This window comes from Nocardia sp. NPDC003345, assembly GCF_053589395.1.
The window spans coordinates 1-12,451 of record NZ_JBSFRU010000183.1 but is presented as its reverse complement, the minus strand read 5'-3'; the positions used below and the strand labels follow the sequence as shown (position 1 = coordinate 12,451).

Below are 12,451 nucleotides of genomic sequence, written 5' to 3'. Positions count from 1 at the left end.
CGCTGACAGCAGACGCGGGCCGAACCCTTTGGGGGCCTCGCTGAACTCGGCGCCGGTGGCTCTCGCGTTTCAGCTGGTGAACCGCATTTCGCCAATAAACTTTACACACCTGGCCGCCGCTGGATTCGGATGGCCGAGGGGCGTCGGGGTGTTCGGTTCCGGGGGCGGGCCGCGGAATGGCAGCTGCTGTCCGGGACACCGGGATCCGGGGCGACCGAGTTCTCCGGTCGGTGGTGACGATCACGCGGGGCACCGCCGACCGGAGAACGGGAACGGCGTCTACCGTCCGGTGTAGTTGGGGGCCTCCACGGTCATGGTGATGTCGTGGGGGTGGCTCTCCTTCAGGCCCGCCGCGGTGATCTGGACGAACTGGGCTTCCTGCAGGCCCGCGATGGTGTGCGCGCCGGTGTAGCCCATGGCCGCCCGCAGGCCGCCGACCAGCTGGTGGATCACCAGGCTCACCGGTCCGCGGAACGGGACCCGGCCCTCGATTCCCTCGGGCACCAGTTTGTCCTCGGCCAGCACGTCGTCCTGGAAGTAGCGGTCCTTGGAGAAGGATTTCGCCTGGCCGCGGCCCTGCATGGCACCGAGGGAGCCCATACCGCGGTAGCTCTTGAACTGCTTGCCGCCGACCAGGATCAGTTCGCCGGGCGATTCGGCGGTGCCGGCCAGCAGCGAGCCGAGCATGACGGTGGAGGCGCCCGCGGCGATGGCCTTGGCGATATCTCCGGAGAACTGGATACCGCCGTCGGCGATCACGGGGACACCGGCGGGGGCGCAGGCGGCCACGGCTTCCAGGATGGCGGTGATCTGCGGGGCGCCGACGCCGGCGACCACCCGGGTGGTGCAGATGGAACCGGGGCCGACGCCGACCTTCACCGCGTCCGCGCCCGCTTCGACCAGCGCCGCGGCCCCGGCACGCGTGGCGATATTGCCGCCGATGACCTGGATCCGGTCGCCGACCTCGGCCTTGACCTTGCTCACCATGCTGAGCACTTGGCGCTGATGGCCGTGCGCGGTATCCACCACCAGCACATCGGCGCCGGCATCGGCCAGGGTCATGGCCCGTGACCAGGCGTCGTCACCGACACCGACCGCGGCGCCGACCAGCAGGCGGCCGTCACGGTCCTTGGTGGCGTCGGGGAACTGATCGGTCTTCACGAAATCCTTGACCGTGATCAGCCCGCGCAACCGGCCCTCGCCGTCGACGATGGGCAACTTCTCGACCTTGTGTCGGCGCAGCAGTCCCAGCGCGGCTTCCGCCGTCACACCCTCCTGGGCGGTGATGAGCGGCGCCTTGGTCATCACATCGGCGACGCGGCGGTCCTGATCGACCTCGAACCGCATATCGCGGTTGGTGATGATCCCGACCAGCGCGCCCTTCTCGTCCACCACCGGCAGACCGGAGATACGGAAGCGGGCGCACATGGCGTCCACCTCGGCGAGGGTATCGGTGGGACGGCAGGTCACCGGATCGGTGACCATTCCGGCCTCGGACCGCTTCACGGTCTCCACCTGGCCCGCCTGATCGGCGACGGAGAGATTACGGTGCAGAACACCCATACCGCCGGCGCGGGCCATGGCGATCGCCATCCGCGCCTCGGTGACGGTATCCATGGCGGAACTGACCAGCGGTGTGCGCAGCCGGACCTCACGAGTCAACTGGCTGGTGGTCTCGACCGCGCTGGGGATGAGGTCCGAGGCGGCGGGCAGCAGCAGGACATCGTCGAAGGTGAGACCGAGCATGGCGATCTTGTCCGGATCGTCACCACCCGTATGGGGGCGGACGGCACGCTCGCCCGGTACGGGATTACTCATTCGGATCGACCCCTCCTGGACGTCGGCAACGCTATCGGGGGTACGGCGATCCGATAGCGAACTGTTACTGGGATTGGCTCACGGCGCCGGCTCGATTCTTCCGGTGGGTGGCCGGGTGATCGGGAGCTCGTCGGCGCCTGACACCATGGTATCGGTCGCCCTGGACCGCGGATCAACTGAGGGCCGTGCCGATCGATCGGGCAACGAAGGCGGAAACTGACGGCGCGGACGGCTGGCGCAGACCACCCTGTTCTGCGTACCGTGGGGATGTGCGTGACCATCTACCACCTGGCTTGCCGCCGGATCCGTTCGCCGGAGACCCCGCCGACCCGTCCGCCGCGCTCGATGCCATCGAGCCGGGGGAGCCGCTGGATCCTCACGAGCGCCTTGCGGTCGAAGAGGATCTCGCCGATCTCGCAGTCTACGAGGCGCTACTGGCCCACCGCGGAATCCGCGGGCTGGTGGTGAGCTGCGAGGATTGTCGGCAGGATCACTATCACGACTGGGACATGCTCCGCGCCAATCTCCTACAGCTGCTGGTCGACGGCACGGTTCGCCCGCACGAGCCCGCCTACGACCCGACCCCGGAAGCGTACGTCACCTGGGATTATTGCCGTGGTTACGCCGATGCCTCGATGAACGAGGCATTCCACGGCGACGGGTTCGACGCTTTCGACAGCTGAGTCCGGTCGTCCGGCTCGATCGACCGCCATCGAGGCGGCCGGTCCGCTTTATCGTGCCCTGATTCGCCACCCGCAACCATCCAGCAGACAGTCATCAGCACACCGCACAACGAACGACGAGTGGCCATCCACTCAGGGATGGCCACTCACCAAAAGCCGATCGCGTCGCGATCGGTTTTTTTCGTTCTTCGGTTGAGGCGGGCCGCCACGACGGACCCGTTCTTCAGTTCGGCGTGACCCCCGGAACGGTGCTGGGCAGGATCTGCGGGGCCGAGGGCACCCCGGTCTGCGGTAGCTGCGGAGCGGGCGGTTCGATCGGCCCGGGTGAACTCACGGTGGACGGCGCCATGGTGGGCGGCTCGACCGTATCCGCTCCGGGCCCGGCCGGGGTGGTCGGACCCGGGGCATCCGGGGCGGTCGTATCGGCCGAGCCGCCGCCGGGTACCGAAGTGCCGGGAGCCGGGTTGTCCGGTGCGCCGGTATCCGGCTCACCCGCGTCCGGACCGGTGCCGGGCCCCTCGGGCGATCCGGTATCGGGTGCGACCGGCCGGTCGTCGCCACCCGGGGAGCCGCCGGGTGACCCCGGGAGATCCATCGGGAGCTGGCTTCCACCGCCGGGGGTCGTGGTCACCGCGTCACCGGGCCGCTCGGTGCCGGCACCGGGGGCCTTGGAGCCGGGTGCGGACGGATCGATCGGCGCGGCCGGATCGGGAGCCGGCACCGACTGTTCGAGTTGCGCGGCGACCTCGGGGGCCTTGTCACGGACCACCTCGAACAGCTGGTTCCACCGCTCGACCAGTTCGTTGCGCTTGACCGGATCGTTGACCTGGGTGGCATTCGCCGCGGCCTGTTCCATCCGGGCGCGGGCCTGTTCGGGCTTGCCCTGTTCGAGCAGGGCCTGGGCCGCGGCCAGATTGTCGTCCGCGTACTGCACCACGGTGCTCTGCGCCTGCTCGCTGAAGACCACCTCTTTGACCCGCCACAGCGCGTCGCCGGGTTCCGCCTGGTAGGAGAACGCCGAGAGGCCGCCGAATACCAGCGCGAGCGCCGCCGCCGTAGTGGCTATCGGGCGCAGCAGGCGCAGCCGCCCGCCGGATTGCGCGCCGATCCGTGCCTGCCGGGCGCCGATCTCCTGGTTCACCGCCGCGACCACGACATCGAGATCGGGCGCGTCCGGTAACGGCGGGGCCACGATCTCGGCCCGCCAATCCGCCAACAGGGTCGCCAGCTGGAGTTCCTCGGTGCTCTCGGTGGGGATGGGCCCGCCACGGGCGATAGCGTCGATCAGTTCGTCATCACGACGGACCGCGACGATATCGACCGGTTCGGAACCGGCACCGGAGCCCTCGGCGTAGGGATCGGTGTTCCGCGATGCACGCCGCGCCCATTTGTCGCCCCGACCGCGCCCGCCATCCCTAGCCATACATTTCACCTGCCCTCGCCACTTGTGCCTTCAATTTTGCGAGCGCCCTGTGCTGGGCAACCCGTATCGCGCCCGCCGTACTGCCCACGGCGGTTGCGGTTTCTTCTGCCGACATACCCATGACCAAGCGCAGGATCAGGATCTCCCGATGCTTTTCCGGCAACGTCGCCAGCAGTGTGTTCATCTGCCGGCTGGTTTCCGATTCGAGAGCTCTCTGCTCCGGCCCGTGGTCGGTGGATATGACATCTGGTACTTCGGCCATCGCCTCCGCCTTGTTACGGGAGGCGTTGCGATGGGCGTCGGCAACCTTGTGCGAAGCAATTCCGTATACGAATGCCATGAACGGTCTGCCCTGGTCCTGATACCTGGGTAGCGCGGTCATGACCGCTAGACAGACCTCCTGCGCGACATCGTCCGCGGAGAGTTGTCCACGCTCCGCGGCACCGATCCGCGCGCGGCAATAGCGCATCACCAGCGGGCGGACCATCTCCAGTACCTGAGCTAAAGCGGACCTGTCGCCCTGCGCAGCGGCGGCGACGGCGCGGTCCAACTCTTCGCCCGTATGCGTCATCGTCAGCGATTTTCCTGGCGTTACAAGTGGCACGGTCAGTACTGACCGGTGCTTCCGCCGGTCCAGCGGAACGGGATCAACAATAGGACACCGGCGTGCGCCCGGGTCGAGACGGTGGAAACCGGGTTACCAACCGGCATCACGAAATCGACCGCCACGCTGCGCGATCAGGGCATGACACGCGGCCGCGTCCGCGGCGGCCGTGTCGCGGCCGTTACCCGGAAGACCGGTCCGCAACATCGCGCAGGCCCACCGCAGCGGCACCAGCCCCGACCGCGCGCACTGCGCGTCGACCTCCGCGGCCAGCGCCGCGGCCCTCGTGAGGTCCCCGGCCGCGCCCGCCGCCGCGGCGACCAGCAACCGCGACTTCACCTGATGCCGGACCGACGGTCCGCGCATCGCGAGTTCGAGCGCCGCCTCGGCGGCGGGGAGCGCCGCCGAGGCCCGCCCGGCGGCGAGCTCCGTCTCGGCCCGCACCCAGTACAGCCGCACGCGCGCCCGCGGCCGGTCGGTGGACGGAGCGGGCGCGGCGGTCCCGAGTAAGTGGGCGCAACGGTCGAGCAGGCGGTCCGCCAGCTCGGTGCGGCCGGTGCCCAGCGCATCGGCAGCCAGTCCGGTCAGCGCGTCGGCGGCGGCATCGACGCGGTCGGGCCTGTCGCCGTATCGGTCCGCGGTCGCCGGAACGGACGTCCGGACAGGAAGAACGCCGGGCGCCGGGGAGAGGCCGGGAAGGACGAGCGCGGCCGCCCGGCCGTCGTCGTGGGCGGCTTCCGCATGCCCGCCGAGCTGACGCCGCAGCGACCCCGTGGTCGATGCCGCCAATGAGAGCAGAACCGGATCAGTGGTCGCGACGCGGAGCCGCCGCAGCGTCTGCCGCGCCGCGGCGTAATACCCCGCACCGCCCAGGGCCACGGCCCTCCACCAGAGTTCGAGACCGTCGACCGGCTCCGGCAACTCCGCAGCCGACCCACCGCCGCCGGCCCCGAACGCGGCTTCGGCCAGTGCGGCGGTGGAGGTTTCAGGGCAGGAAACAGCGACGGGCACCGGTGCACTGTACCGGCCGGCGAAGCGGAGCTACGAGAATATCCGCCGCGTTCATCGGCGATCCGCGCGTCCAGCTATCTTCCAGCATTTTTCGAATCGGACGTGTTTCTATCAGGTTAAACTCATCCGATCAATCCATGAGCACATCCGCATCGAATTCGTCGTCGTTTCGGTTAATTAACCTGCACGCCCCCCGCAGGCCATCTGTGATCGTACCGAGATCGGCATGCGAACCCGCCTCCTCCCACGAGAATTCGGTCCGGACCGATCGGAGCACACTCACCCATCGCGGCTACCTGGGGAAATGCCGACTAGCACCGCCGATGGCCCAGAACCGGCCGGGGGCAACCACACAGTATCGCCGCGCGATTAGCGGAAGTAAACAGTCTGCGAGGTTAAATTCTCAGCGCGAAATATACGGCAAATCAGAGCGTCGAACTATTGACGGAATTTCCCCGGGGCCCCTAACGTAACTCATCGCCACGGAAGGCGCCGGATGAAATCACGCCGGTACCGACGGCAACGGTGCACCATGGCCGACGCAAGTGGCCCCGGCGTTCGCGCGAATGCCGGGTACCACGGAAAAAGTTGACCCATCACTCGCTCGACAATGCCGACGAGCTCGCGTCTACGAGGAGTTCAACCCATGCCCATGCCCACCCACCTTCCCGGACCGAACGCCGATGTCTGGGACTGGCAGATGCGCGGTTCCTGCCGGGGTGTGGACTCGGCGGTGTTCTTCCATCCCGACGGCGAACGCGGTAGAGCCCGGGCCGCTCGCGAGATGCGCGCGAAGGAGATCTGCCGGACGTGCCCGGTGCTCATGCAGTGCCGGTCGCACGCGCTGAAGGTCAGTGAGCCCTACGGCATCTGGGGCGGCATGTCGGAAACCGAGCGCGAGATGCACGCCCGGCGCAATCGGCGCCGGATGGCGGTGTAGCCTCCCGCCGCACTTCCGGCCCCGGGGCGCGACACCACTTTTTCCTCGGGGCCGCATGCACTCTCGGTCATAGCATGGCGTTATTGTTATGACCGATGACACAGGAGAGTATCGAGCTCTCAGCGCTGTTGCAGCGCTGCGGCCACTCGGATGCAGAAGCTTTCGCAGAGTTCTACGACCGGACCCGCAGCAGGGTCTTCGGTCTGGTACTGCGCGTGCTACAGGATCCCGGGTTCGCGGAGGAGACCACCCAGGAGGTCTACCTGCAGACATGGCGGACCGCGGCGAATTTCGATCCCGCGCGGGGATCGGCGGTGACCTGGTTGATGACGCTGGCCCACCGGCGCGCGGTCGACCGGGTCCGCGCCGAGCAGGCGCATACCCAGCGTGAGATCGCCTACGGAGCCCGGATACTCGGCCACGAGTACGACGAGGTGATCGAGGAGGTCGAGCGCATCCTGGACCACCAGGCGGTGGTGGTGGGACTACGCACGCTCACCGAGACCCAGCGGGAGGCGATTTCGCTGGCCTACTACGACGGCCGCACCTACGCCGAGGTGGCCCGCCAGCTCGATATCGGGCTGCCGACCGTGAAATCCCGTATCAGAGACGGTCTGACCCGGTTGAAGAAGAGTATGGGCGCGCCGCCGTCGATCACCGACCGGCGGCCGATGAGAGAACGGGCCGTTCACATTCCGGGTTGAATGTGAACGGCCCGTTCTCTTTGCCCCGCGAACGCTGGTCACGGCCTCGGATCAGTGCGCGTGACCGTGCCCGTGGTCGTCTTCTTCCTCGGCGGGCTTGTCCACCACGGCGCTCTCGGTGGTGAGCACCATCCGCGCGACGGACGCCGCGTTGATCACCGCGGAGCGGGTCACCTTGACCGGATCCACGACACCGTCGGCCAGCAGATCGCCGTAGCTCAGGGTGGCGGCGTTGAAGCCCGCCGCGCCCTCGGCGACCTTGCTCACCACGACGGAACCGTCGACGCCGGCATTGCTGGCGATCCAGAACAGCGGCGCCCGCAGCGCACCGCGCAGCACCTCCGCGCCGACGGCCTCGTCACCGGAGAGACCGGCGATCAGCCCGTCCAGCTTGGCTCCCGCCTGTACCAGCGCGGAACCACCGCCCGCGACGATGCCTTCCTCGATCGCGGCCTTGGCCGCGCTGACCGCATCCTCGACCCGGTACTTACGCTCCTTGAGCGCGGTCTCGGTGGCCGCGCCGACCCGGATCACCGCGACGCCGCCGGCCAGCTTGGCCAGCCGCTCTTCCAGCTTCTCCCGGTCCCAATCGGAATCGGTGGCCTCGATCTCGCGGCGCAGCTGGGCGCTGCGGGCGGCGATATCGTCCTTGGTGCCGCCACCGTCGATGATGGTGGTGGTGTCCTTGGTGACCACGACGCGCCGGGCCGAACCCAGCACCTCGAGACCGGCCTCGCGCAGGTTGATCCCGAGATCCGGGTTCACGACCGTACCGGCGGTGACGACGGCCAGATCGTCGAGGAACGCCTTGCGGCGGTCACCGAAGAAAGGTGCCTTGACCGCGACGGCCTTGAGGGTCTTGCGGATCGAGTTCACGACCAGGGTGGACAGCGCCTCACCCTCGACGTCCTCGGCGATGATCAGAACCGGTTTACCGGATTCGGCGATCTTCTCCAGCAGCGGCAGCAGGTCGGGCAGGGAGCTGATCTTCTCGCGGTGCAGCAGGATCTGCGCATCCTCGAACACCGCTTCCTGGCTGTCACCGTCGGTGATGAAGTACGGCGACAGATAGCCCTTGTCGAACTGGACGCCTTCGGTGACGACCAGTTCGGTGTCCAGGGTGGAGGATTCCTCCACGGTGACCACGCCGTCCTCGCCGACGGTGGTGAGCGCCTTGGCGACCATCTCGCCGATGACCTCGTCACGCGAGGACACGGTGGCGACCTGGGCGATGGCCTGCTCGCCGGAGACCGGGGTGGCCGCCGCCAGCAGCGCCTCGGAGACCGCGTCGGCCGCCTGGGCCAGACCGGCGCCGATCGCGATCGGGTTGGCACCCGCGGCGATGTTCTTCAGACCGCCACGCACCATGGCCTGCGCCAGCACGGTGGCAGTGGTGGTGCCGTCGCCGGCGACGTCGTTGGTCTTGGTGGCGACGCTCTTGACGAGCTGGGCGCCGAGGTTCTCGAAGGGATCGTCGAGATCGATATCACGCGCGATGGTGACGCCGTCGTTGGTGACGGTCGGCCCGCCGAACGATTTGGCCAGCACCACATGCCGGCCGCGCGGCCCCAGGGTGACCTTGACCGCGTCGGCGAGTTTGTCGACACCGCGCTCCAGCGCCCGGCGAGCCTGCTCGTCGAACTGGATCTGCTTTGCCATATGTCTTCGCTCCTGTATCTGATGCGCTTCGAGTTGTGTGGCACAACGCACTCCGCCCCGGGCCAGATTTCGACACCGGGGCGGAACGCATGCGCGGCAGTCGGATTACTTGCCGACGACGGCCAGCACGTCGCGCGCGGACAGGATCAGGTATTCCTCACCCTGGTACTTGATCTCGGTACCGCCGTACTTGCTGTAGATGACGGTGTCGCCCTCCTGGACATCCAGCGGGATGCGCTTCTCACCCTCGTCGTCCCAGCGGCCGGGGCCGACGGCGACAACGGTGCCTTCCTGCGGCTTCTCCTTGGCCGTATCGGGGATGACCAGGCCGGAGGCGGTCGTCGTCTCGGCCTCGTTGGCCTGGACGAGGATCTTGTCCTCGAGCGGCTTGATGTTCACGCTCGCCACGTTGAGCCCTCCACTTTCAGGGGATAACGGTCGTCCGGAACTGTTGTCCCGGACCGTCGATTCGGTCACGATGCTGACCCTGCGCAAAGCCCCGTCGTCGCGGGTGCCGGGACCGCCTGCCCAGTAGTCAAGCCTGGCACCGGGCAACAATCGGTGCCAGCTAGCACTCTATACATGCGAGTGCCAGCGCTCAAGGGCGGGCGGTGCCAATACCGCGAAGTTTCGGTTCGAGTCGATTGTGTTGTCACGAACACGCCACGAACAGTGCGCGCTGGTCGGCGGGTTGAGATCCCGGATTCCCGGGTAGACCTGAGGAAAGAGGGCTTCCCAATAATTCTCGAACTCTGTAACGTTCGGATAACAGATCGTGACACCATGTGTGATGGTTGTTCGTGAAGCCCCGCTCACCGCAGACGGCGGTGGCTTCGCGAACAACTTTCGGCATGTCCGGGGTAGCCCGTGCAACGAGCCAGGTTCCGCTCGAAGGGAGGTGAAGGGAATATGCGCACATCGCTCGGTATCTCCGCCGGCGACGAAGTGGTCTGCTCCGCACTGGTGACCACCGCGGCCAACGGTGCGCGGCGTTTCGACTACCGGGTCGTCTCGGCCGAGGCGCATTCCGATCTGGGCGATCTGGTGGCCTCCTCGATCGAGTTGATGACCACCCAGCTGCCCGCCTCCCACCAGCACGAGGCCATCTTCGGCACCCAGGTGCCCCCGGCCCGCACCTCCGGCCTCGATGTGGTCGCCGACCGTCCGCCGACCGGGGTCGCGGTGGCCTACCGCAGCAAGGAGCAGGCGCAGGCGATCCGGATGGCCACCGGCAAGCACCGGCAGCCCCAACTGGTTCCGGAGACCAGCGCCGCCCTCACCTTCCTGCGCGATACCGGCCTGCTCGACCGCTACGCCACGGTCGCGGTGATCGACCTCGGCGCCTCCGGCTGTACCGTCTCCGTCGCCGAACCGGCCGACGGCACGGTGCTGCACACCGCGCGCTCCAGCGGCGTCAGCGGCCGCGCGATCGACGATCTGCTGTACCGGCATCTGGTGGATCAGCACTACGCCAAACGCGGCACCCGGCCCAACCGCAGCGTGCTGGTCAACCGCGCCCGCACCGCCAAGGAACATCTGTCGGTCGCCCAGGTGGTGACGGTGGACCATATCGCCGGCCGCCCGCTGAAACTCACCCGTCCGGATTTCGAACTGCTCACCGCCCGGCTGATGCGCGAACTGACCCGGTTCGCCACCATGACCTTCGGGATGGCCGACCGGGCTCCGGAGGCCGTCGTGGTGATCGGCGGCGGAGCCAATATCCCGTCGGTTCTGGAAACGCTTCGTACCGAACTGGATCTGCCGGTGCTGACCGTGCCCGACCCCGACGCGGTGATCGCCAAGGGTGCCGCGCTACTCGCCGATACCGCGCGATCCAATGCGCCCAGCGGCGCGCTCACCCCGGACAAATCGGCGAATACGCTACTCAAGGCGTTCGGCACGGTGGCCGGGGCCATCGTGGTGGTGGGCCTGATCGTCGGGTACGGGGTGAACACCATCGCCCCCAGCTCCGACGAGGAGGTCTCCCCCGCCGGCACCACCAGCAGTGCGCAGGTGCCGCCCACCACCTCGGACACCCCCACCACCACTGTGGCGCCGACCACGGTGCAGGAGATCCCGCAGCAGCCGGTCGACGAGACCACCGATGCCGGTGAACCTCCGATCATGGCGGAGCCCACGGAACCGCCCTATTCGCACGGTGAGTCGACAACCACCACCCCGACGACCACCACTACCGGTTCCGCCCAGGCCGGGCCGGAGCCCTCGCAGCCGACCCTGCGACCGGACCCGAATCTGCCGCCCATTCCGTTCCCGGAGGGATTGGGTCCCGGCATCCTGGCGCCGGAGACGTCCGAGGAATCGCCCACTCCGGACGCGCCCTCCACCTCGGACGCCCCGCTGCCCGGTGGCGGTTCGCAGAGCACCGAGACCACCATCCAGATCACCCCCCCGGCCCCACAGCCCCCGCGGTTGCCGGGATCGGGTTCCGCGGGCTGAACTCGCGGCCGGGAATTCCGGTACGGCGAACCCCGCGGGACCCGCCGCGCGGTGGGGAACCGATACCGGTGGTCAGCCCACCTGGCTCACCGAGACCGGGAGCCCGGGGTCCGATGCCACCGACAGCGGTGACGGCGTGGCACCGCCGCCGATCACATGTGCCCCCAGCGCCGCGATCATCACCCCGTTATCGGTACACAGCCGGGGTTTCGGAATACGCAGCGTCAGACCCGCCGCGGCGCAGCGCTCTTCGGCCATCGAGCGGATCCGGCTGTTCGCGGTGGCGCCACCGCCCAGTACCAGGGTGTCCACTCCGGCATCCCGGGCCGCGCGAACCGCCTTCATCGTGAGTACGTCGGCAACCGCCTCCTGGAACGAGGCCGCGATATCCGCGATCGGCAACCGCTCGGTCGCCACACCCCGGCGGTGCTGCCCTTCCACATACCGCGCCACCGCGGTTTTCAGTCCGGAGAAGGAGAAGTCGTAGCGCGGATCGCGCGGGCCGGTCATACCGCGAGGGAAGGCGATCGCCGCCGGATCACCGGCCGTCGCGGCCGCGTCCAGCGCGGGACCACCGGGATAGCCGAGGTCCAGGAGCCGGGCCACCTTGTCGAACGCCTCACCGGCCGCGTCGTCGACGGTGCTGCCGAGCTCGATCAGCGGCTCCGCGAGATCGCTCACCTGTAGCAGATGGGTATGCCCGCCCGAGACCAGCAGCGCCACACAGGGCGGCATCGGACCGTGCTCGAGCGTATCCACCGCGACATGCCCGCCCAGATGGTTCAGGGCATAGAAGGGGATATCCCAGGCCGCGGCATAGGCTTTGGCGGCCGCGACACCCACCAGCAGCGCGCCGGCGAGGCCGGGCCCGATCGTGACGGCCAGCGCGTCGGGTGCGGCGATCCCCGCGGTGGCCAGCGCACGGCGCATGGCGGGCACGATCGCCTCCAGGTGGGCGCGCGAGGCGATCTCGGGCACCACACCACCGAACCGGGCGTGTTCGGCCACGCTGGAAGCGACCTCGTCGGCCAGGAGTTCACAGGTACCGTCGGGGTGACGGCGGACAATTCCGACACCGGTCTCGTCACAGGAACTCTCGATTCCCATGACGATCACGACAGCACCTCGTCGGGGGTGCGGGCGAAGCCGGCG

11 protein-coding genes are annotated in these 12,451 nt (G+C 68.3%); 4 read left to right on the top strand and 7 right to left on the bottom strand.

What is annotated here, in order from left to right; genetic code table 11:
* Positions 1 to 279: 279 nt before the first annotated feature.
* Positions 280 to 1,818, bottom strand: coding sequence for an IMP dehydrogenase (gene guaB / locus ACWDU1_RS19840; protein WP_450000388.1), 1,539 nt, complete (start codon positions 1,816 to 1,818; stop codon positions 280 to 282).
* A 269-nt stretch (positions 1,819 to 2,087) separates the two neighbouring features.
* Here guaB and ACWDU1_RS19835 point away from each other — a divergent pair, with 269 nt between their 5' ends.
* Entirely contained in the window at positions 2,088 to 2,501 is a 414-nt protein-coding gene (locus ACWDU1_RS19835; RefSeq protein ID WP_030522220.1) for a DUF5319 domain-containing protein, read from the top strand.
* A 223-nt stretch (positions 2,502 to 2,724) separates the two neighbouring features.
* On the opposite strand, the gene ACWDU1_RS19830 is transcribed toward ACWDU1_RS19835, so the two are convergent.
* The 3 genes from ACWDU1_RS19830 to ACWDU1_RS19820 all read right to left on the bottom strand — a co-directional run bounded on the left by ACWDU1_RS19830 (position 2,725) and on the right by ACWDU1_RS19820 (position 5,539).
* On the bottom strand, positions 2,725 to 3,924 hold the full coding sequence (locus tag ACWDU1_RS19830; protein ID WP_450000387.1) for an anti-sigma-D factor RsdA: 1,200 nt from the start codon (positions 3,922 to 3,924) through the stop codon (positions 2,725 to 2,727).
* Complete coding sequence (locus tag ACWDU1_RS19825; protein ID WP_450000385.1) at positions 3,917 to 4,495, bottom strand: sigma-70 family RNA polymerase sigma factor; 579 nt, start codon at positions 4,493 to 4,495, stop codon at positions 3,917 to 3,919. Before ACWDU1_RS19825 ends, ACWDU1_RS19830 begins: the two co-directional genes overlap by 8 nt.
* A gap of 126 nt (positions 4,496 to 4,621) precedes the next feature.
* The gene (locus ACWDU1_RS19820) at positions 4,622 to 5,539 is read right to left on the bottom strand and encodes a hypothetical protein (RefSeq protein ID WP_450000384.1); all 918 of its coding nucleotides are present in this window, start codon (positions 5,537 to 5,539) and stop codon (positions 4,622 to 4,624) included.
* Between the two features lie 646 nt (positions 5,540 to 6,185).
* Between ACWDU1_RS19820 and ACWDU1_RS19815 the strand changes: the two genes are divergently transcribed.
* Together ACWDU1_RS19815 and ACWDU1_RS19810 are read left to right on the top strand one after the other, a co-directional pair.
* Positions 6,186 to 6,479: a WhiB family transcriptional regulator gene (locus ACWDU1_RS19815; protein ID WP_357427507.1), complete on the top strand. Its 294-nt coding sequence runs from the start codon at positions 6,186 to 6,188 to the stop codon at positions 6,477 to 6,479.
* A 95-nt stretch (positions 6,480 to 6,574) separates the two neighbouring features.
* Positions 6,575 to 7,183: a sigma-70 family RNA polymerase sigma factor gene (locus ACWDU1_RS19810; RefSeq protein WP_450000383.1), complete on the top strand. Its 609-nt coding sequence runs from the start codon at positions 6,575 to 6,577 to the stop codon at positions 7,181 to 7,183.
* 51 nt (positions 7,184 to 7,234) lie between these two features.
* Here ACWDU1_RS19810 and groL read toward each other — a convergent pair whose 3' ends face one another.
* Together groL and groES are read right to left on the bottom strand one after the other, a co-directional pair.
* Positions 7,235 to 8,842, bottom strand: a complete 1,608-nt coding sequence (gene groL / locus ACWDU1_RS19805; protein ID WP_450000381.1) for a chaperonin GroEL — start codon at positions 8,840 to 8,842, stop codon at positions 7,235 to 7,237.
* 105 nt (positions 8,843 to 8,947) lie between these two features.
* Positions 8,948 to 9,250, bottom strand: coding sequence for a co-chaperone GroES (gene groES / locus ACWDU1_RS19800; protein WP_030522227.1), 303 nt, complete (start codon positions 9,248 to 9,250; stop codon positions 8,948 to 8,950).
* A 501-nt stretch (positions 9,251 to 9,751) separates the two neighbouring features.
* Here groES and ACWDU1_RS19795 point away from each other — a divergent pair.
* Positions 9,752 to 11,299 (top strand): Hsp70 family protein, encoded by a 1,548-nt coding sequence (locus ACWDU1_RS19795; RefSeq protein WP_450000380.1) that lies wholly within the window; start codon positions 9,752 to 9,754, stop codon positions 11,297 to 11,299.
* Between the two features lie 72 nt (positions 11,300 to 11,371).
* On the opposite strand, the gene tsaD is transcribed toward ACWDU1_RS19795, so the two are convergent.
* Positions 11,372 to 12,415, bottom strand: coding sequence for a tRNA (adenosine(37)-N6)-threonylcarbamoyltransferase complex transferase subunit TsaD (gene tsaD / locus ACWDU1_RS19790; protein WP_450000378.1), 1,044 nt, complete (start codon positions 12,413 to 12,415; stop codon positions 11,372 to 11,374).
* Positions 12,416 to 12,451: the final 36 nt, after the last annotated feature.